Annotated in this window: 18 protein-coding genes and 1 pseudogene; 7 read left to right on the plus strand and 12 right to left on the minus strand. The window is 69.9% G+C overall.

The features are described 5' to 3' along the window. Positions 1-227 precede the first annotated feature (227 nt). The gene (locus D9598_RS06335; protein WP_198365531.1) at positions 228-1,241 is read right to left on the minus strand and encodes a tripartite tricarboxylate transporter substrate-binding protein; all 1,014 of its coding nucleotides are present in this window, start codon (positions 1,239-1,241) and stop codon (positions 228-230) included. Positions 1,242-1,346: 105 nt separating this feature from the next. Further along, positions 1,347-3,152, minus strand: a complete 1,806-nt coding sequence (gene lepA, locus D9598_RS06340) for a translation elongation factor 4 (RefSeq protein WP_198365532.1) — start codon at positions 3,150-3,152, stop codon at positions 1,347-1,349. A 266-nt stretch (positions 3,153-3,418) separates the two neighbouring features. Here lepA and D9598_RS06345 point away from each other — a divergent pair, with 266 nt between their 5' ends. Then, positions 3,419-3,643 (plus strand): hypothetical protein, encoded by a 225-nt coding sequence (locus D9598_RS06345; RefSeq protein WP_198365533.1) that lies wholly within the window; start codon positions 3,419-3,421, stop codon positions 3,641-3,643. An 84-nt stretch (positions 3,644-3,727) separates the two neighbouring features. Here the strand turns inward: D9598_RS06345 and D9598_RS06350 are convergent, their stop codons facing one another. Beyond that, positions 3,728-4,786, minus strand: a complete 1,059-nt coding sequence (locus D9598_RS06350) for a glycosyltransferase family 4 protein (RefSeq protein WP_198365534.1) — start codon at positions 4,784-4,786, stop codon at positions 3,728-3,730. A 169-nt stretch (positions 4,787-4,955) separates the two neighbouring features. On the opposite strand from D9598_RS06350, the gene D9598_RS06355 reads away from it, so the two are divergent. Both D9598_RS06355 and D9598_RS06360 read left to right on the plus strand, forming a co-directional pair. Next, positions 4,956-6,764 (plus strand): ABC transporter ATP-binding protein, encoded by a 1,809-nt coding sequence (locus D9598_RS06355; RefSeq protein ID WP_198365535.1) that lies wholly within the window; start codon positions 4,956-4,958, stop codon positions 6,762-6,764. A 153-nt stretch (positions 6,765-6,917) separates the two neighbouring features. After that, positions 6,918-7,742, plus strand: a complete 825-nt coding sequence (locus D9598_RS06360) for a hypothetical protein (protein ID WP_198365536.1) — start codon at positions 6,918-6,920, stop codon at positions 7,740-7,742. 11 nt (positions 7,743-7,753) lie between these two features. Here the strand turns inward: D9598_RS06360 and D9598_RS06365 are convergent, their stop codons facing one another. Continuing rightward, positions 7,754-7,960, minus strand: a complete 207-nt coding sequence (locus D9598_RS06365) for a hypothetical protein (RefSeq protein ID WP_198365537.1) — start codon at positions 7,958-7,960, stop codon at positions 7,754-7,756. Between the two features lie 258 nt (positions 7,961-8,218). Here D9598_RS06365 and rpsD point away from each other — a divergent pair, with 258 nt between their 5' ends. Both rpsD and D9598_RS06375 read left to right on the plus strand, forming a co-directional pair. Continuing rightward, complete coding sequence (gene rpsD, locus D9598_RS06370; protein WP_198365538.1) at positions 8,219-8,836, plus strand: 30S ribosomal protein S4; 618 nt, start codon at positions 8,219-8,221, stop codon at positions 8,834-8,836. A 177-nt stretch (positions 8,837-9,013) separates the two neighbouring features. Further along, positions 9,014-10,357 (plus strand): MATE family efflux transporter, encoded by a 1,344-nt coding sequence (locus tag D9598_RS06375; RefSeq protein WP_198365539.1) that lies wholly within the window; start codon positions 9,014-9,016, stop codon positions 10,355-10,357. A 10-nt stretch (positions 10,358-10,367) separates the two neighbouring features. Here D9598_RS06375 and D9598_RS06380 read toward each other — a convergent pair whose 3' ends face one another. The 4 genes from D9598_RS06380 to purL all read right to left on the minus strand — a co-directional run bounded on the left by D9598_RS06380 (position 10,368) and on the right by purL (position 14,147). Beyond that, entirely contained in the window at positions 10,368-11,162 is a 795-nt protein-coding gene (locus tag D9598_RS06380; protein WP_198365540.1) for a hypothetical protein, read from the minus strand. 166 nt (positions 11,163-11,328) lie between these two features. Next, complete coding sequence (gene grxD, locus D9598_RS06385; RefSeq protein ID WP_198365541.1) at positions 11,329-11,667, minus strand: Grx4 family monothiol glutaredoxin; 339 nt, start codon at positions 11,665-11,667, stop codon at positions 11,329-11,331. Positions 11,668-11,678: 11 nt separating this feature from the next. Then, entirely contained in the window at positions 11,679-11,915 is a 237-nt protein-coding gene (locus tag D9598_RS06390) for a BolA family protein (protein WP_198365542.1), read from the minus strand. A gap of 24 nt (positions 11,916-11,939) precedes the next feature. Beyond that, positions 11,940-14,147: a phosphoribosylformylglycinamidine synthase subunit PurL gene (gene purL / locus D9598_RS06395; RefSeq protein WP_198365543.1), complete on the minus strand. Its 2,208-nt coding sequence runs from the start codon at positions 14,145-14,147 to the stop codon at positions 11,940-11,942. A gap of 727 nt (positions 14,148-14,874) precedes the next feature. Between purL and D9598_RS06400 the strand changes: the two genes are divergently transcribed. Next, positions 14,875-15,138, plus strand: coding sequence for a hypothetical protein (locus D9598_RS06400; protein ID WP_198365544.1), 264 nt, complete (start codon positions 14,875-14,877; stop codon positions 15,136-15,138). A 37-nt stretch (positions 15,139-15,175) separates the two neighbouring features. Here the strand turns inward: D9598_RS06400 and D9598_RS06405 are convergent. From D9598_RS06405 to D9598_RS06420, 4 genes and pseudogenes are all read right to left on the minus strand, one after another. Then, a pseudogene (locus D9598_RS06405) lies at positions 15,176-16,156 on the minus strand (Bug family tripartite tricarboxylate transporter substrate binding protein). Positions 16,157-16,230: 74 nt separating this feature from the next. Further along, positions 16,231-17,703: an aldehyde dehydrogenase gene (locus D9598_RS06410; RefSeq protein WP_370591947.1), complete on the minus strand. Its 1,473-nt coding sequence runs from the start codon at positions 17,701-17,703 to the stop codon at positions 16,231-16,233. A gap of 157 nt (positions 17,704-17,860) precedes the next feature. Next, positions 17,861-18,448 (minus strand): thiamine pyrophosphate-dependent enzyme, encoded by a 588-nt coding sequence (locus D9598_RS06415; RefSeq protein ID WP_198365546.1) that lies wholly within the window; start codon positions 18,446-18,448, stop codon positions 17,861-17,863. Further along, entirely contained in the window at positions 18,445-18,981 is a 537-nt protein-coding gene (locus D9598_RS06420) for a thiamine pyrophosphate-binding protein (RefSeq protein WP_198365547.1), read from the minus strand. The genes D9598_RS06415 and D9598_RS06420 overlap by 4 nt, the downstream gene beginning before the upstream one ends. Positions 18,982-19,092: 111 nt before the next feature. On the opposite strand from D9598_RS06420, the gene D9598_RS06425 reads away from it, so the two are divergent. Beyond that, positions 19,093-20,034: a LysR family transcriptional regulator gene (locus D9598_RS06425; protein ID WP_198365548.1), complete on the plus strand. Its 942-nt coding sequence runs from the start codon at positions 19,093-19,095 to the stop codon at positions 20,032-20,034. The last annotated feature ends 125 nt before the right edge of the window (positions 20,035-20,159 follow it).

Here is a 20,159-nt window from a genome sequence, read left to right on the forward strand (position 1 = left end):
GCCGCCGCTTGCGGCGAGACGTCATGCCGAATATTCCGTGCCCGCGCGGGGAAGGCCGCCTGTCGCCGCAACCGAGACATGCATGGCCCTGCTAGAACTGCACCCTGCATAGACCAAGCGGCGCCGGCCCGCATCCCCCAACCGTGCTTCCCCCGATCGAGAGTCCCGGCTCCCGGGCCCGGCCGCCCGCTCCCCGGGGGAAAGGGGGAGGGGGCGGTGGCAAGACCTCAGTCGGCGTACTGGCCGGCGGCCTCGATCACCGGGCGCCACTTGGCGATATCGGCCTCCCAGAAGGCCTTGTGCGCCGCCGGGGTGGCCCGCTCCGCCGCCACCGGCTCGGTGCCGAGATCCTGGAAGCGGCGGGCCAGGCTTTCGTTGGCGAGCGCCGCCTGCAGCGCCTTCGACAGCCGCGCGATGACCGGCGCCGGCGTGCCCTTGGGCGCGTAGAGGCCGTGCCAGATGGTCACTTCCATCCCCGGCAGCCCCGCCTCGGCGGTGGTGGGCACGTCGGGCAGGGAGGGGAGGCGCTGCGGCGTGGTGACGGCGAAGACCTTCACCGCCCCGGCGCGGATATGGCTGGTGGTGTTGGTGGTCTGGTCGCACAACACGTCCACCGTGCCGGCGATCAGGTCGGTCATCGCCGGGCCGGTGCCGCGATAGGGGACGGTGGTCATCGGCGCGTCGATCGCCTTCTGCAGCAGCAGGCCGCAGAGGTGGCTGGCGGCGCCGATGCCGGCATTGGCGTAGTTGATCCCGGTGGTGTCGCGCTTCACCAGCGCCACCAGGTCCTGCAGCGTGTTCGCCGCGATGTCCTTGTTGGCGATGATGGTCATCGGCACCTCGGTGACCAGCCCAATCGGCTCGAACCCGCCCACCGGATCATAGCTCAGCCGGCGGTAGAGGCTGGGGGTGGTGCCCATGCCGATATGATGCAGCAGCAGCGTGTAGCCGTCCGGCCTGGCCTGGGCGACGCGGGCCGCGCCCAGCGTGCCGCCGGCGCCGCCGACATTCTCCACCACCACGGTCTGGCCGAGATCGCGGCCCATGCCCTCGGCGACGAGGCGGGTCACGGTGTCCGTCGGGCCGCCGGCGGCGAAGGGCACGACGATGGTGATGGTGCGGCTCGGGTAGTCCCCCTGCGCGCGCGCCGCCGTGGGGGCCAGCGCGAGGGTCACGGAGGCCAGCGCGGCCAGCCCAGCGGAAAGCAGGGGCAGGGCGGCCAGCAGGCTGCGTCGATGCATCGGATGTTCACTCCCGGTCTTGTGCCGTCCGATGAGACGGTCCGGCACTGTTCCCGATTAGCGAGGATGCTCCGGGCGGTGAACTAAAAAGAGCGGCGCCGCGCCTCAGCTGTCCATCTTGAGGGCGGCGATGAAGGCGCTCTGCGGGATCTCGACCTTGCCGAACTGCCGCATGCGCTTCTTGCCCTCCTTCTGCTTCTCCAGGAGCTTGCGCTTGCGGCTGATGTCGCCGCCGTAGCACTTGGCGGTGACGTCCTTGGACATGGCGGAGATGGTCTCGCGCGCGATGACGCGGCCGCCGATCGCCGCCTGGATGGGGATCTTGAAGAGCTGGCGGGGGATCAGCTCCTTCAGCTTCTCGCAGATCGAGCGGCCGCGCCGCTCGGCCTGGGAACGGTGCGCCATGAAGGAGAGCGCGTCCACCGGCTCGTTGTTCACCAGGATGGAGATCTTGACCAGGTCGCCCTCGTCATAGCCGTCCATCTGGTAGTCGAAGGAGGCATAGCCGCGGCTGACGCTCTTGAGGCGGTCGTAGAAGTCGAACACCACCTCGTTCAGCGGCAGGCGGTAGACCGCCATGGCGCGGTTGCCGACATAGGTCAGCTCCACCTGCTGGCCGCGCCGTTCGGAGCACAGCGTCAGGATGGCCCCCAGATGCTCGTCCGGGACCATGATGGTGGCCTTGATCCAGGGCTCCTGGATGCTCTCGATCAGCGACGGGTCCGGCATGTCGGCCGGATTGTGCAGGTCCGTCTCCTCGCCCTTGGTCAGCTTCAGCTTGTAGACGACGCTGGGCGCCGTCGCGATCAGGTCGAGGTCGAACTCGCGGGAGAGGCGCTCCTGGATGATCTCGAGGTGCAGCAGGCCCAGGAAGCCGCAGCGGAAGCCGAAGCCCAGCGCGGCGGAGCTCTCCGCCTCGAAATGGAAGGAGGCATCGTTCAGCCGCAGCTTGCCGAGCGATTCGCGCAGCTTCTCGAAGTCGTCGGCATCGACCGGGTAGAGGCCGCACCAGACCACCGGGATGGAGGGCTTGAAGCCCGGCAGCGGCTCGGCGGCCGGCACGCGGTCGTCGGTGATGGTGTCGCCGACATTGGTCTCGGCCACCGTCTTGATGGCGGCGTTGAGGTAGCCCATCTCGCCCGGCCCCAGGCTGTCCACCGCCACCATCTTGGGGCGGAAGACGCCGACGCTGTCCACCGTGTGCGTCGTGCCCTCGGCCATGAAGCGGATCTTCTGGCCGCGGCGGATGGTGCCATCCTTCACCCGGATCAGGATGATGACGCCGAGATAGGGGTCGTACCAGCTATCCACCAGCAGCGCCTTCAGCGGCGCGCCGGCGTCGCCCTGCGGCGCCGGCAGGCGGTGGACGATGGCCTCCAGCACGCCCTCGATGTTGAGGCCGGACTTGGCGGAGATCTCCACCGCCTCCGAGGCGTCGAGGCCGATCACGTCCTCGATCTGCTGCTTCACCCGCTCCGGCTCGGCCGCCGGCAGGTCGATCTTGTTCAGGACCGGGACGATCTCGTGATTGGCGTCGATCGCCTGGTAGACATTGGCCAGCGTCTGCGCCTCGACCCCCTGGGAGGCATCGACCACCAGCAGCGAGCCCTCGCAGGCGGCCAGCGAGCGGGAGACCTCATAGGCGAAATCGACGTGGCCCGGCGTGTCCATCAGGTTGAGGACATAGGTCTCGCCGTCCTTCGCCTTGTAGTCGAGGCGGACGGAGGCGGCCTTGATGGTGATGCCGCGCTCCTGCTCCAGCTCCATGCTGTCGAGCATCTGCTCCTTCATCTCCCGCTGGGAGATGGCCCCGGTGGCCTGGATCAGCCGGTCGGCCAGGGTGGATTTCCCGTGGTCGATATGGGCGATGATGGAGAAGTTGCGGATACGGGAGAGAGGTGTGTCGGTCATGCTGTTCCGGCGGCAGGTAAGGCGGAGCGCACCCGCCGAGGTCTTGCCGCAGCAGATAGGGCAAGCGGCGGCGGAATCAAAGCGCGGCGGCGGCCGAGGCCGCGCCAAAGGGAGGGGCGGTAGCCGCGGGCCAAGCTAAGGCTTGTCAGCTGCCGGGAGATTGGCTTTTCTTTCGTGGCAGCAGATCGTCCGACCGGCGTACTGGAGAAGCCATGCCAGACCGCGCGACATCCACATGTCGATCCATCCTTCTCCAATGCGGCCTGGTGCCGGCCCTCTTCCTGGCCGGATGTGGTCTGCAGGAGGAACTGGACGCCCTGGACCGCCAGAACTTCGAGCGCGGCTGCGCCAATCTGGGCATCACGCGCGCTTCGCCGAACTGGGAGCAGTGCATGCTGCAGCAGCAGGCCAATGAGACCTACAAGGAGCAGCAGCTTCTGAACCGGATCAATCAGGAGAATCAGGCGAAGGAACTGAAGCGCGGCCGCTGAGCCGCCGCTTCCGTCAGGAGCCAGCGAAAAGGCCCGAAGGGAGTGCTCCCTCCGGGCCCTGGGGCTTCGCCTCGGCGCTTACCCTCACTCCGCCGCGACGGCGAGGCCCGGGCGCTCCTGCCGCGCCAGCGTCTCGTAGAGGGCCACGTAGTCCTCCGCCATGCGGCGGGCGGTGAAGCGCTCCTCGAAGCGGGCGCGGACGGCGGCGCGCGGCAGGCTGCGCAGGCGGCCCACGGCGGCGATCGCCTCGGCCATGCTGTTCACCGCGAAGCCGGTCAGCCCCTCGTCGATCACCTCCGGCACCGAGCCGTGCCGGAAGGCGATCACGGGCGTGCCGCAGGCCATCGCCTCGATCATCACCAGGCCGAAGGGCTCCGGCCAGTCGATCGGCGTCAGCAGGCCGATGGCGCCGGAGAGGAAGTCGGGCTTCTGCGTCTCATCGATCTCGCCGATGAACTCGATCAGCGGATGCGCCAGCATCGGCTTGATCTTGCTCTCGAAGTAGTCGACGTCCACGCGATCCACCTTGGCCGCGATCTTCAGCGGCGTATTGGTAGCGATGGCGATCTCGATCGCCCGGTCGCAGCGCTTCTCGGGCGCGATGCGGCCGAGGAAGGCAAGGTAGCCGGGCGTGACGCCCGGCCGCGGCGTCAGCAGCCGCTCGGGCAGGCCGTGATGGATGGTGGCGGCGAAATTCGCCTGCGGCAGCGGCCTGCGCTGGTCGTTCGAGATCGAGACCACCGGCACCTGGCTGAAGGCGTCGAAGACGGGCTGCAGCTCCGGCAGGTCCAGCCGGCCGTGCAGCGTGGTCACGAAAGGCACGGACTGGCGGGAGAAGAGCGGGAAGGGCAGGTAGTCCAGATGGAAGTGCAGCAGGTCGAAGTCGTGCCGGCGGCGGTAGACCTCCTCCAGCATCAGGTTCAGCGGGGCGTTGGCGTCGCGCACCGAGGGGTCGAGGCGCAGCGCCTTGCGGCACATCGGCGCCAGCTTCGCCCGGGTGATCGAATCGCCACTGGCGAACAGCGTCACGTCATGGCCGAGCGCCACCAGCTCCTCGGTGATGTAGGAGACGATCCGCTCCGTCCCGCCATAGAGCTTCGGGGGAACGGCTTCCGTCAGGGGAGCGATCTGGGCGATACGCATGGGGTCCGGTTCTCCTTTGCCTCTGACCCCCGTATCGCAGCCGAATGCGGTCCTGATTCGGCACATCTCGCCATGATTTCGTCAGGAAGGGGGCGTTTCCTCTGCAACAACGCGGATGCAGCGGGCGTTCACGCTCATGTGTCCCGGAGATCGAGGAGGCTTTGCCCCCATGACCGCCGCCCGTCCGTCCGACGATGAAGCCGCCCTCCTCCGCCTCGGCCGGAGGCCGGTGGGCTTCCTGCTTCGCCACCTGAAGCCGTACGCAGGGAGCCACGTCGCGATCCTGCTGGCCGTGCTGGGCGCCGTCGGCTGCTCGGTGGGCGCCAATTACGCGGTGAAGCACCTGATTGACACGCTCTCGGGCGGTCCCTCCCAGGCGGCGCAGGCGGCGGTCTGGACCGCCTTCGCCATCCTGGCCGGCGTCATCGCGGCGGACAACCTGCTCTGGCGCGTCGGCGGCTGGATCGCGGCGGACCGCTTCCCGCGCGCCACCGCCTCGATGCGGGCCGAGCTGTTCCGCCACCTCTCCGGCCACTCCCCGGGCTATTTCGCCAACCGCTCGGCCGGCACGCTGGCGGCGCGCATCAGCGCCACCGGCACCGCCGCCTTCACCGTGCTGCAGAACTTCACCTGGCACACCGTGCCGCCGGCCGTCGCCGTCACCCTCTCCATCGGCTTCCTGGCCAGCGTCGATCCCTGGATGGCGGGCTGCCTGGTGGTTGTCGCCTTCACCCTGGCGGCCGGCGTCGCCTGGCTCGGCCGGCGCGGCGAGCGGCTGCATGACAGCTTCGCCAGCCGCGCCGCGGCGGTGGACGGGCAGCTGGTGGACGTGGTGCAGAACTTCTCCCTGGTGCGCGCCTTCGGGGCCTTCAAGCGCGAGGCCGTGCTGCTCGACAACGCCCTGGCGGGCGAGACCGCCGCGCGCCGCAGCAGCCTGCGCTACCTGGAGAAGCTGCGCCTGGTGCATGGCGCCACGACCGCGCTGCTGACCGCCTGCCTGCTGGCCTGGGTGGTGCACCTCTGGCAGCTCGGCCGCGCCACCACCGGCGACATCGTGCTGGTCTGCACCCTGGGCTTCACCATCCTCCATGCCAGCCGCGACCTCGCGATGGCCCTGGTGGACCTGACGCAGTACGTGGCCCGCATGCGCGAGGCGCTGTCCGCCCTGCTGGTCCCGCACGATCTGCCGGACGCCGCCGATGCCCATGGTCTGGCGGCGCGCGGCGGCCATGTGGTGTTCCAGGATGTCACCTTCCGCTATCCCTCGGCGCCCGAGGGCAGCACGGCGGTGCTGCGCGGCCTGAACCTCGACATCGCCCCGGGCCAGAAGGTCGGCGTGGTGGGCCGCTCCGGCGCCGGCAAGTCCACCCTGCTGACGCTGCTGCAGCGCCACTCCGAGCCGCAGGGCGGCGCCGTGCTGATCGATGGCCAGGACATCGCCCATTCCACCCGCGAGAGCCTGGCCGACATGATCGCCGTGGTGCCGCAGGACGTGTCGATGTTCCACCGGACCGTGCTGGAGAACATCCGCTACGCCCGCCCGGAGGCGACCGATGCCGAGGTGATGGCGGCGGCCGAGGCGGCCCGCTGCCGCGACTTCATCGAGGCGTTGCCGGAAGGGTTCAATACCATCGTCGGCGATCGGGGCGCCAAACTCTCGGGCGGCCAGCGACAGCGCCTGGCCATCGCCCGCGCCCTGCTGAAGAACGCGCCGATCCTGCTGCTGGACGAGGCGACCTCCGCCCTCGACTCCGAGTCGGAGGCCGAGGTGCAGAAGGCGCTGGACGGGCTAATGGAGGGCCGCACCGTGATCGCGGTGGCCCACCGCCTCGCCACCCTGACCAATTTTGACCGCATCGTGGTGATGGAGAACGGGCAGGTGGTGCAGGACGGCGCGCCGGACCTGCTGATGCGCCGCCCCGGCCCCTACCAGGACATGGTGCGCCGCCAGTCGGAGGCCTTGCAGGTCGCGGCCTAAGGTTCTCGCGGGAAGGGAGGCAGGGGAGGCTCCGGCCTCCCTTTTCGCTGTCCGGGCTGTTGCAACCCTGGATACGGTGGTCGCCCGCATCTTCTTGTGTCGGATGGAAAGGTCGGGCTAGCCTAGCGGCCAGGTTGCAGGAGACCGAAAGCCTTGCCGCTCGCCCCGCCGCGGAACCGCACCTGCCTGCTGCTCATCAGCCATCTTCTGGACGAGGTGGTGCTGGCCCGGTTCTGGCAATGCCAGGCCGAGCTGGGGCACGCGCTGGATGTGGTGCTGGTCCTGACAGAGCCGCTGCAGGAGAAGGCGGAGCAGTATGCGCTGGCGGGCGCTGTCTTTCTCCGCAAGTCCGACCTGTTCATTCCCGACTATCCGCGCAAGACCGTCCGCCCCTTCGTCAAGCCAGGCAACGCCGACCTGATTCCGCTCGCCATCTGGCGCCAGGCGCCGGATTACGAGGCCTATTGGGTGATGGAGTTCGATGTCTGCGCGCCGCGTGGCCTGCCCCGGCTGCTGGCGGTCGAGGCCGGCAGCGGGGCCGACCTGCTGGGCAGCTACTTGCGCCGCCGCGAGCAGCATCCGGATTGGGTGCACTGGCCGACCCTGACCTTCCGCGACGCGGGACCGGAGACGGTGGAGGAGGCGCGTATCCGGGCGGCCGCCAGCGCCTGCTTCCTGCCGCTCTCCCGCTATTCCGGCCGCCTGATGGCGGCGCTCGATGCCGCCTATCGCGGCGGCTGGAACGGCCACCACGAGGTGGTCATCCCGACCCTCGCACGGTCCCTGGACATGGTGCTGGAGGATCTCAACACCGTCGCGCGCCGCGTGCTCGATGCGCCGATCTACAGCCCCGAGGGCTTCAACCACGAGAGGGTGCGGCCCATGGGGCCCCTGGAATTCTATCATCCGGTGAAGTCGCCGCGGCAGATTGCGGCCCTGCACCAGGGGCTGCTTCCCATGCCGGCGGCGGCCGAATAACGGCCGACGGTTCAGCCCGGCAGACGCCGCGCCAGGCGGCGGGCCAGCGCATAGCCCAGCAGGCCCGCCACCGGGGCCGCCGGCAGCACCAGCACCCATCCGGCATGGACGCCGTTGACCACCAGGCCGAGGCCGATGCCCAGCATCAGCCCGCCCACCAGGCTGCCCGCCACCCCCGCCGTCAGGCCCAGGATCAGGATCTCGGATCGCGACACCATGCCCGACGGATAAGCGGGCGCGCGATGCAGGGCAACACTTCTCCCTCGCCTCGGCGCCGGGGGGGCGGCCCTGGGGGGCGGCGCCGTGTTTGACTCCCGCCGGCGCCACGGCTAAAGCGCCGCACCCTTTCCGGGAAAGCGGATGCGTGCCCCGTCACGCGTCCCGCCCCTGGCCTTCCAGCCTCGGGACTACCGGGACACCAACGCGAGACCGCAGCCCCCAAGGCCGAGGCCGCAGAACAAGAAGGAGCCCGCCGCATGACGAAGCGCGCGGAAAGCAAGTACAAGATCAATCGCCGCCTCGGCGTGAACCTGTGGGGCCGCGCCAAGTCCCCGGTCGCCAAGCGCGAGTATGGCCCCGGCCAGCACGGCCAGCGCCGCAAGCAGAAGCCGACCGACTTCGGCGTCCAGCTGATGGCCAAGCAGAAGCTGAAGGGCTACTACGGCAATATCGGCGAGAAGCAGTTCCGCAAGTATTACGAGGAGGCCGTGCGCCGCAAGGGCGACACCTCCGAGAACCTGATCGAGCTGCTGGAGCGGCGGCTGGACGCGGTGATCTACCGCATGAAGCTGGCCGTGACCCCCTTCGCGGCGCGCCAGTTCGTCAACCATGGCCATATCCTGGTCAATGGCCGCCGGCTGAACATCCCCTCCTACCTCGTGCGCGACAATGACGTGATCGAGGTCAAGGAGAAGTCGAAGCAGTTGGTCGCCGTGCTGGATGCCGCGCAGAGCGGTGAGCGCGACGTCCCCGAGTATCTCGAGATCGACCACCGCCAGATGAAGGGCCGCTTCGTGCGCGCCCCGAAGCTCTCGGACGTGCCCTATCCGGTGCAGATGGAGCCGAACCTGGTCATCGAGTTCTACTCGCGCTGACCGGGCGCTCCGGCCGGAGCTGGAGACGGAACGACAGGGGAGGGTGCCGCGAGGCGCCCTCCCTTTTTTCATGCCTGCCTCCCGGTAGAGGGCTCCGCGCCGTTCCCCTCCGCCCTGCATGACTTGCTGCACTGCGAACGATCGTGTTGCATGGCGGAACAAGGGGGAGGGGCCGGGATGTCCGAGGCCGGGAATGAGCGCGTGGCCGTGCTGCTGCGCCGGATCGGGGCGCTGGCGGCGCCCACCACCGCCATCGCCCTGCTGCAGGCGGCGGCACAGCTGACCGAGACCTGGCTGGCGGCGCGGCAGGGGCTGGCGGCCCTGGCCGGCTGGGCGGTGGTGCTGCCCTTCTCGCTGCTGCTGCAGCAGATGTCGGCGGGCGCCATGGGCGGCGGCGTCGCCGCGGCTATCGCCCGCGCCCTCGGCGCCGGGCGCGAGGAGGAGGCGGCGGACCTGGTCCTGCATGCCCTGCTGATCGCGCTGGGCGGCGGGCTGTTGTTCGCGGTCCTTCTCGCCGGCTTCCCGCGACCGGTGCTCGGCGCCATTGCCGGGCCCGAGGCGGCCGCGGCCGCGGCGCCCTATGCCATATGGCTCTTCGGCGTCGGGGCGCTGCCGGTCTGGCTGGCCAATACCCTCGCCTCGGTGCTGCGGGGCGGCGGTCGGCACGCCCTCGCGGCGCGTGTCCTGGCGCTGGCCTGGATCGCCTTTCCGCCGCTGGCCTGGCTGCTCAGCGAGCCGCTCGGCATGGGGCTGGCAGGGGTGGGTGCCGGCTTCGCGGCGGTCTTCTGGGCGGCGGCGCTGCTGATGGCGCTGATCGTCGGCCGCGGCGGCGCCGGCTTCACGCCCCGGTTGCGGATGCGCCCCTCAGCGACGCTGTTCCGCCGTATCCTCTCGGTCGGTCTGGTCGCCTGCGCGCTGGCGACCCTCGCCAACCTGACCACCATCCTGGTGACGCGGCAACTCGCCGTCTACGGGCCGGTGGCAGTGGCGGCCTATGGCATCTCGGCGCGACTGGAGTTCCTCACCGTGCCGCTGGCCTTCGGGGTGGGCTCGGCGCTGACGGCGCTGGTCGGCCGCGCCGCGGGGGCGGGGGACTGGCCAATGGCGCGGCGCACCGCCTGGGCCGGGGGCTTCGTGGCGCTCGGCGTGGCGGGCCTGCTCGGGCTGCTGGTCGGCCTGTTCCCGGCCGGCTTCGCCCGCCTCTTCACCAGCGATCCGGCCGTCGTGGCCGTGGCCGCCCGGGGACTGGCCTATACCGGCCCGGCCTTCGGCGGCTTCGGCCTCGGCATGGCGCTCTACTTCGCCTCGATGGGCGCGGGGCGCATGAGCGGCCCGGTGCTGGCGGCCGTCACCCGGCTCGGCGTGGCGGTGGGCGGCGGCGCCCTCCTGGCGGGGCCGCTCGGGCTGGGGCTGGAGGGGCATTTCCTCGGCGTGGCGCTCGGCATCACCGCCTATGGCCTGATCACGGCCGGCTCCGTGCGGCCCGGTGTGTGGCCGGGCCGGCGGGCGGCGTTGAGCTGAGGCCGCTCCCTCAGGAGGCCAGGGAGCGTCGCCGCATCCGCCCGAGCTGCCACGCCATGCCGACCACCAGCGCCGCCAGCGCGCCGGAGACGATCGCCACGGCGATGTTCAGCTCCCGCCCGGCGGTGTTGGCATAGAGGATGGCGATCAGCGCCCAGGCCACGGCGGCGGCGTACCAGGGCGAGCCCTTGGCCAGCCAGAGCACGCCCAGGGTGAAGCCGCCCGCCGCCAGCAGGATCATCACCGCCGCCAGGGTTCCCGCCGCGCCGTCGGCGGCGATGGCGCCGGACAGCCGCGCCGCCCCGGCGATATTGGCGAAGGCCGCGACCGAGACCCAGCCGGCCAGCAGCCCGACCAGCGGCCGGACGATCCAGCGCTCCGGCCAGCCGCCCGCCTGCCCCTCATGCACCAGGCGGCGATTGGCCAGGAAGGCGGCCAGGCTCGCCGCCACCACCACCAGCATGACCAGGACGAGGTGCCAGCCATTCTCCGTGGTCTGGCCCAGCACCATCCAGAGGATGCAGCCGGCGAAGGCGACGGCCAGCGGCCAGCCGAGGCGCCGCGCCGCCGGGCTGTCCCGTCCGCCATCCGGCAGGAGTTGCCAGATGCCCCAGGCGATGGCGAGCGCGAAGATCACCAGCCAGATCGAGAAGGCATAGCCTTGCGGCACCACCGGCGTCTCGCTGCGGGCCGACATCTCCGCCATGGTGTGGCCGAGGCCGAAGACCGGCGCCATCATTCCCGCCAGCGGCTGCAGCAGCGGCAGGGCGATGTTCAGCAGGGTGCGGAGGTCGTTCTGCGTCATGCGGTGGTCAATCCCGGTAAGGCCCGGCCACGGAACACGCCGGCGGCGGCGAGGTTGAGCCGGCGCGGCGCGGCGGCATTCGTACGGATGGGCACGAAAAAGGCCGGGAGCGGATCGCCCCCGGCCTCCATTCTCCCCGCGGCCGGCGGCCAGGGGAAGGGACGCATCAGGCGGCGGCCTGGTGCGGGATGCCCTTCTCGTCGAGCAGGGCGGTCAGCTCGCCATTCTGGAACATCTCCATGACGATGTCGCAGCCGCCGACGAACTCGCCCTTCACATAGAGCTGCGGGATGGTCGGCCAGTTGGTGAAGGCCTTGATGCCCTCGCGGATCTCGGCGTCCTCCAGAACGTTCACGCCCTTGAAGGGCACGCCGACATGGCTCAGGACCTGCACCACGCGGGCGCTGAAGCCGCATTGCGGGAAGACCGGCGTGCCCTTCATGTAGAGCACCACCGGATTCTCGGTGATCTCGGCCTGGATGCGGTCGAAGGTCGGGTTGCTCATTGGCAGGAATCCTATTGCGGGGGCGCGGAGGTCTGCAGGGCGAGGGCATGCAGCTCGCCCCCCATGCGGCCCTGCAGGGCGGCATAGACGAGCTGGTGCTGCTGCACGCGCGAGCGGCCACGGAAGGCTTCCGAGACCACGGTCGCGGCATAGTGGTCGCCATCCCCGGCGAGGTCCTCGATGGTGACCTCGGCATCGGGGAAGGCCGCCTTGATCAGGGCCTCGATCTCCGCGGCGGGCATCGCCATGGCGCTCTCCTCTCCGGCTGGAACTTAGCGGGCCATCAGGGCCGGCAGGAAGCGCTCATGCGCATCCCGCAGGGCCTCGACCGATATGGCGGCGCCGCCGGGCAGAACCAAGTGCCCGCCACCCGAGCGGCCCAGGCGCCGCGCCGGCAAGCCGGCCGCCGCCGCCGCCGCCAGCAGCGCGGCGCCGTCGCGCACCGCCAGCACGTAGCGGCCCTGGTCCTCGCCGAACCAGAAGGCGTGGGCGGGCGGGCCCTCCGGCGCGGCCTCGAGGGTGACGCCGGCGGTGCCGGCCATGGCCATCTCGGCCAGCGCCACCAGCAGGCCGCCATCGGCGCAGTCATGGCTGGCGGCTACCTTGCCGGCGAGGATCTGGGCGCGAACGAAATCGCCATGGCGGCGCTCGGCGGCCAGATCGACCGGGGGCGGGGCGCCTTCCTCGCGGCCGGCGACCTCGCGCAGCCAGAGCGACTGGCCGAGCCAGCCCGCCGTCTCGCCGATCAGCACCAGATCGAGGCCGGGGGCGAGGCCATAGCCCACGGCCCGCGCCGCCTCCTCCAGCACGCCGACGCCGCCGATGGCGGGGGTGGGCAGGATGCCCCGGCCCTCGGTCTCGTTGTAGAGCGAGACATTGCCGGAGACGACCGGGAAGTCGAGCGCGGTGCAGGCGCTCGCCATGCCGCGCACGGCGGCGGCGAACTGGCCCATGATCTCGGGCTTCTCGGGGTTGCCGAAATTCATGTTGTCGGTGATGGCCAGCGGCAGGGCGCCGGTGGCGGTGATGTTGCGCCAGGCCTCGGCCACCGCCTGGCGGCCGCCCTCCTCCGGGTCCGCCGCGCAGTAGCGGGGCGTGCAGTCGGTGGTCATGGCGAGCGCGCGGGCGAGGCCTTCCAGCCGGACGATGGCGGCATCGGCGGCGCCGGGGCGCTTCACCGTCTGGCCGCCCACCGTGCTGTCATACTGGTCCCAGATCCAGCGGCGCGAGCAGAGGTCGGGGCTGCCCACCAGCTTCAGCAGCGCCGCCTCGAGGCCCAGCGGGTCCGCGACGCCGGCGGGGTCGAGCACCGGCTGCCGCGGTGTCTCGGCGGTCGGGCGGTGGTAGAGCGGCGCCTCGCTTTCCAGCGGCGCCAGCGGGATATCGGCCTCGAGCTGACCCTTGTGGCGGATGACGATGCGGCCGGTGTCGGTCAGGTGGCCGATGACGGCGAAATCCAGCTCCCACTTGCGGAAGATCGCCTCGGCGACATGCTCCTCGCCGGGCTTCAGGATCATCAGCATGCGCTCCTGGCTCTCGGAGAGCATCATCTCATAGGCGCTCATGCCGGTCTCGCGCTGCGGAACGTCGTCCAGCACCAGCTCGATGCCGACGCCGCCCTTGCCCGCCATCTCGACCGAGGAGGAGGTCAGGCCCGCGGCGCCCATGTCCTGGATGGCGACGATGGCATCCGTCGCCATCAGCTCCATGCAGGCCTCGATCAGCAGCTTCTCGGCATAGGGGTCGCCGACCTGGACGGTCGGGCGCTTCTCCTCCGAATCGGCGCTGAACTCGGCCGAGGACATGGTGGCGCCGTGGATGCCGTCCCGCCCGGTCTTGGAGCCGACATAGACCACCGGATTGCCGATGCCGGCCGCCGCCGAGAGGAAGATGCGCCCCTTGGGCGCGATGCCGACGGTCATGGCGTTGACCAGCGGGTTGCCGTTGTAGGCCGGGTGGAAGTTCACCTCCCCGCCGACGGTGGGGACGCCCACGCAATTGCCGTAGCCGCCGATGCCGCGCACCACGCCATCCAGCACATGCCGGGTCTTCGGATGGTCCGGCGCGCCGAAGCGCAGCGCGTTGAGGTTGGCGATGGGGCGCGCGCCCATGGTGAAGACGTCGCGCAGGATGCCCCCCACCCCGGTGGCGGCGCCCTGGTAGGGCTCGATGAAGCTCGGGTGGTTGTGGCTCTCCATCTTGAAGATGGCGGCCAGCCCGTCGCCGATGTCGATCACGCCGGCATTCTCGCCCGGGCCGTGGATCACCCAGGGGGCCTTGGTGGGCAGGGTGCGGAGCCAGACGCGGCTCGACTTGTAGGAGCAGTGCTCGGACCACATCACCGAGAAGATGCCGAGCTCGGTGAGGGAGGGGGTGCGGCCGAGGATGGCGAGCGCCCGGTCGTACTCATCCGGCTTCAGGCCGAATTCGGCGGCGAGTTGCGAGGCGCGGGCGGGGTCGAGGGGTGCGGGCGTCGGCATGGGAGCCTTGTCGGCAGCCGCGCGGCGCTTGTCCAGGGCTTGTTGAGGGAGGGCGGCCCCCGTTGCGCGCATGGGCGCCCGTGGCGCGGCGGCCAGGGCGCCTTCGCTGCCCGGCGGGGCCGCCCGGGGGACCGGGGGCGGAGCCGCTCAGGCCCGCCTCGGAGAACCCTCCTCCGGGTGGGCGGCCAAGCAAGCCGGCCATGACGCCGCCATTCGCCTGATCCTCCCCCCTCCGGGCCGGCGATGACGGCGGTCAGCGTCCCGCCGGGCCGCGAACCTGCATGCCGCGCTGACGAAGGCCCTTGCCCAACCTGGCTTGCGGCGCTGTCTGAGGATGACGGCACGGAGATCCGGACAGGAGCCTCCCCGGAGGAATTCGGAAAGTTCCTGCGGCGGGACAGTCAACGCCGGCAGGAGGTGGTGCGGAAGGCCGGGATGCGCGTGGAATGGACCGCCGCAGGAAAGCCTGCGAAATCCGGCATGGCTGATCGAACGAAATTCGAATTTCGTGATGTCGGCGCCTGGTGGATGATCGATCTGGCGGTCGATCGTGACGCGACCGCGTGCCCCACGGGGCGTCATCAGCAGCGCCCGGCCTCCGGCTCCAGCGGAGCCTCGGCCGGGACGAACGGGCCGGAAGGACGCCTTGGCGCGCGGGCCGCGGGTTCCCGGAACTCCACGCGGATCGTGCCACGGCAGGCCGGCATGCCAAGCCAGGATCGGTGCCATGAAAAGTGCGGAGCTTCTGACGATCGAGTTCTACCGCGGCTACCGCCTGATCCTGCGCGAGGGAGAGGATGCCGGCTGGAATATCCGCATCCGGAAATGGCAGATGGGCGGACCGCCCGATCATCGTCAGAGGATGCCGCGGGTGGAGACGCAGGCGTTGCGCTCCACCGCCCGCGGCATCGTCGATGGCTGGTTCGAGGAAAGCCTGCGCGAGCTGCTGAACCGTCGCCCCCTGCCCGGTGGAGCACCGGCCGGATTGTAGGGCCCCCGTTCAGGATGGTGCCGCCGCGACGGCCGCCCTACTGCGCGGTGATGCCGGCGGCGCGCACCAGCGGCTCCCATTTCGCCATCTCGGAGGCAAGCCAGGCCGCGGCCGTGTCCGGGGTGCTGTCGAGCCTCGGCTCGACCGAGAGATCGGCCAGCCTCTGTTGCAGGGCCGGCACCCGCAACGCCGCGTTTACGGCGCCGTTGAGCCGCGTCACCACATCCGAAGGCGTGCCGGCGGGCGCGAAGACCATGTGCCAGGTGTAGGCTTCGTAACCCGGCAGCCCCGCCTCGGCGAAGGTCGGCACGTCGGGAAGTTGCGGCAGGCGCCGGCCGGAGCTGACGGCCAGGGCCCGGGTCTGCCCGCGCTGCACGCTGGCGATGCCGTCCGACGCCACGTTCAGGAACATGGTGAGATTGCCGTTCAGGAGATCCGGCATGGCCGGCGCGGCGCCACGATAGGGGATATGATTGACCTTCAGCTAGCCGGCCTGCTGCAGGAACAACTCCGTCGCCAGATGCACGGCGCCGCCCGCGCCGGAGCTGCCGTAGTTGTAGTCCCCGGGGCGGTCACGGAACAGCTTGATCAGCTCCTGCAGGTTCCGCGCCGGGACCGCGTTGTTGATCATCAGCAGCATGGGCACCGTGCCGACCAGCGCCACCGGCTGGAAATCGGCGACGGGGTCGAAGCTGAGATTGGGAAAGAGCGGCCTCAGCACCGCATGGGCAATGGTGCTGTAGAGCATGGTGTGGCTATCACCCGGTCCCTTGGCCACCGCCTCGGTTCCGACCAGGACACCGGAGCCGGTGCGGTTCTCGATCAGGACACGCTGGGACAGTTGCGAGGAGAGGCCCTCGGCCAGCAGACGGGCGGCCACATCGGTCGGCCCGCCCGCGGCGAAGGGGCAGACGAGCCGCACCGGCTGGGTTGGCCAGGGCGTGGTGGCCGCGCGCCCGAGGGTGGGGCGTGTCGCAGCGAGCGCTACGGCGAGCTGAAACGCGGTACGGCGCCGCATGGCCGATCCTCCCTTGTTTTTTGGCGATTCCGGACGTCATGACCGCGCCGGACGTGATCCGGCGCGGCCTTTTCTCAGCGCAGCACGAAGGGGTTGGAGACACCCTCGGCGAGGTTGATCCAGACCGTCTTGGTCTGCAGGTATTCCCGGATGGCGGCCTGGCCGCTCTCCCGCCCGATGCCGCTCTTCTTGTAGCCGCCGAACGGCGCCATGAAGCTGACCGCGCGGTAGGTGTTCACCCAGACCGTGCCCGCCTGCAGCTTGTCGGCCATCAGGAAGGCACGGCGCGTGCTGCCGGTCCAGACACCCGCGGCCAGGCCGTAGACGGTGTCATTGGCGATCTCGACGGCGTGGTCCTCATCCTCGAAGGGGATGATGGACAGCACCGGGCCGAAGACCTCCTCCCGCGCGATGCGCATGCTGTTGTCCACATCGGCGAAGATGGTGGGCTCGACGAACCAGCCCCTCGCCAGATCCGGGCGCGAGGGCCTGCCGCCGCCGAGCAGGCAGCGCGCGCCTTCCTGCCGGGCCATGTCGATATAGGACAGGACCTTGTCGCGCTGCGGGACGGTGGTGATGGGGCCGACCTGCGTGGTGTCCAGCATCGGGTCGCCCATCTGCGCCGTGCCGGCGAAGGCCGTGACCCTCTGCGCCACCTCCTCATAGACCGAGCGCTGCACCAGCAGGCGCGAGCCGGCGATGCAGGTCTGGCCGGAGGCCGCGAAGATGCCGGAAATCGCGCCCTTGACCGCGTCCTCCAGCCTGGCGTCATCGAAGATGATGTTCGGCGACTTGCCGCCCAACTCCAGCGTGACGTGCTTCAGCCCCTTGGCCGCCGAGGAATAGACCGCCGTTCCGGTCGCGTCGCCACCGGTGAAGGCGAGCTTGGCGACCAGCGGGTGCTCCGAGAGCGCGGTACCGATCTCCGAGCCATAGCCGGTGACGGTGTTAACCACACCCGGCGGGAATCCCGCCTCCGCCACCAGCTCCATCAGCGCCAGCGTGGAGCAGGAGGTGAATTCGGAGGGCTTGATCACCACGGTGCAGCCGGCCGCCAGCGCCGGCGCCAGCTTCCAGGCCAGCAGCAGCAGCGGCGAATTCCAGGGCGTGATGGCGACCACGACGCCAAGCGGCTCGGGCTTGGTGAAGGCGAACATCTCTGGCTTGTCCATGGGCAGCACGCTGCCCTCGATCTTGTCGGCCAGCCCGCCGAAGTAGTGGAACCATTCCGGAATGTAGCGGAGCTGGCCCAGCATCTCGGCATAGAGCTTGCCGTTGTCACGGACCTCGATGGCGGCGAGCTTCTCCGCATCACGCAGGATGAGATCGCCGAAGCGCCGCAGCAGCTTGCCGCGCGCCGTCGCCGTCATCGCGGGCCAGGGGCCGCTGCTGAAGGCCTTGTGGGCCGCCGTCACCGCCTCGTCGGCATCGGCGGCCGTGCCGCGGGGAATCTCGGCCCAGGCCTCGCCGTCGAACGGGTTCAGGGACGCGATCCACTGGTCCCCACCGCGCGGCTGGCCGTTCACAGTGTTCCTGAAGCGCGTCACACCCTGCATCCTTCTCTCTTTCCTGTCTCCGCCGCCGGACGCAATGCCCCTGTGGCCTCTGCTCGGACCCGCGGGTCCACAACGCCAGCGGGCGCCCCCGTAGAAGGTGGGACGCCCAGGGCCACTCAGGGGGATAGCGACTGGCCGTCCGCCGAGGTCACGCGGGCTTGTGGCCCAGCACGAGGCGGAAGCGGTTCTTGACATACACGCCATCGCGCGGTGGCAGGGCGCGAGGCATGTTCACGGCCGAGATCTTCACCACGGAGAGGTTCAGGCTTTCGCAGGCATGCACGCGCCGGCGGAGCGGCTCCACTCCCTGCAACTCGGTGACCACATCGACCTTCGGGTAGCCCATGGCCTCGGCCACGCGGGCGAACTCGATTCCCTGGCCGGCATGGCTCGGCTGCATGCCGGTCTCGCCGAAATGGCCGTTGTCGAGAATGACGATGCTGAGGTTGCGCGGCTTGCGCAGCGCGATCGTCGCCAGGGCGCCGAAACCCATCAGCTGCTCGCCATCGCCCGTCACGACCAGGACGGGGCGATCCGGCTGCGCCTGCGCCAGGCCGAGGCCGACCATCGCGGCGCTGCCCATCGCGGCCCAGAGATAGAAGTTCAGGTCGTGGTCGCCCGCAGCCATCACATCGTAGGAGGGCGAGCCGAGGCCGGTGACGACCATCAGGCGGTCACGATCCTTCAGCAGATCCGCGACGACAAGGCGCCTGTCGAGAGTGCCACCCGCGCTCACTTCACCCACTCCTTCTCGCCGATCAGCCGCTGCCCCAGCAGCACCGCGCAGGCCGAATCACCATCGAACGCCATGGTCGCGGCGCCACGCAGCAGCGGCGCGACATCCTTGGGATCATCGGCGCGCCAGGTCAGGACGCCCATCAGCTTCAACGAGGCCTCGGTGGCCTGTCCCATGGGGTTCTGCCACTGGTTGAACTCGGCCCAGTCGCCCCGCATGGTGACGACCATCAACAGCGGAAAGCGCGTGCAGGTCTGCAGCGCCAGGGTGTTGATGCAGTTGCCGACGCCGCTCGACTGCATCAGCAGCGCGCCGCGCTCGCCGCCGAGCCAGGCGCCCGCCAGATAGCCGATGCCTTCCTCCTCCGTCGTCAGCACGACGGAGCGGATCTCCTCATCGGCCTCGGCCAAGCGGATGGCGGTGGAGTGCCCGGCATCGGGGACATAGACGATATGCCTGACGTTGGCGGCCTTCAGGACGTCGAAGACGTCGCGTTGCCACCCCTGCGTCGGCAGTGCTGGGCTATCCACCATCTCTTGGGATCTTTCTCCGCCACGAGTCCAGTATGGCACTGGCTTAGGCCCGGCCGGAGCGTGACGGAATTAGAATGTTGCTCAAGGCGCTATGCCAGAATTAGATAGCGAATGGACCTTAAGCAACTCAACACCTTCATCCAGGTCGCGGAACTCGGCAGCCTCAGCAAGGCCTCGGATCGCCTGCGGATCGTGCAGCCGGCGCTGAGCCGGCAGATCCGCATGCTGGAAGAGGAACTTCGTGTCACCCTCTTCACCCGTCACGGGCGCGGCATGGTCCTGACCCGGGCGGGTGAGCTGCTGAAGATCCGGGCCGGCAGCATCCTGCGGCAGATCGAGGAGACCCGCTCCGATCTCAGCCAGGAGGCGGGGGCGGTGCGCGGGCAGGTGGTGCTGGGCGTGCCGCCCACCGTGGGCGATGTGCTGGCGACGCGCCTGGTCGAGCGTTCCCTGCAGCTCTATCCCGATGTCCGCCTGCGTGTCGCCACGGCCTTCAGCGGCTATCTTCTGGAATGGCTGCACAGTGGCGAGATCGACATCGCGGTCATCTACGGCTCGGAACAGGGCGGCAATATCCGCTACGCGCCACTGCTGGTCGAGAAGCTGCATTTCGTGACCTTGGCCAGGCAGAGGCCGGAGAAGGCGACCATCACTTTCAGGGAACTGGCGTCGCGGAACCTGATCCTGCCCGGCCCGCAGCACGGGCTGCGGCTGCTGATCGAGCATGAGGCGCGCCGCAAGGGTGTCAGCCTCAGCATTCCGGTCGAGGCCGATGCGCTGCAGGTGCTGAAGGCCCTGGTGGCGCGCGGGCTTGGCGCGACGGTTCTGCCCATGCCGTCGGTGCACCAGGAGGTCAGCGACGGGCTGCTGGCGGCGGTGCCGGTGAGCGACCCGCAGCTCTCCCGCAAGCTGGTCGTCGCGCGGCCGACGGGGAGGGCCGCGTCCCTCGCCGTGCAGCGCTTCGAGCTGATCCTGCGGGATGAGGTGGCCGCCATGATCAGCGAGGGCGTCTGGCAGGGCGAGCTACAGAGGAGCGATAGCAAACCGGCATAGGTGGTCGAAAACTATTGTGGATTGTTTATGCGAGGTCCGCGGTCAATCTATGCCCGAAGACGGGGTCGCGACGCGATCCAGGGGGAGGCATTCCAATGGACTTCGCTCAGAATCCCGATGATCTG

Source organism: Roseomonas sp. KE0001 (genome assembly GCF_016107285.1).
Lineage (GTDB): Bacteria > Pseudomonadota > Alphaproteobacteria > Acetobacterales > Acetobacteraceae > Pseudoroseomonas.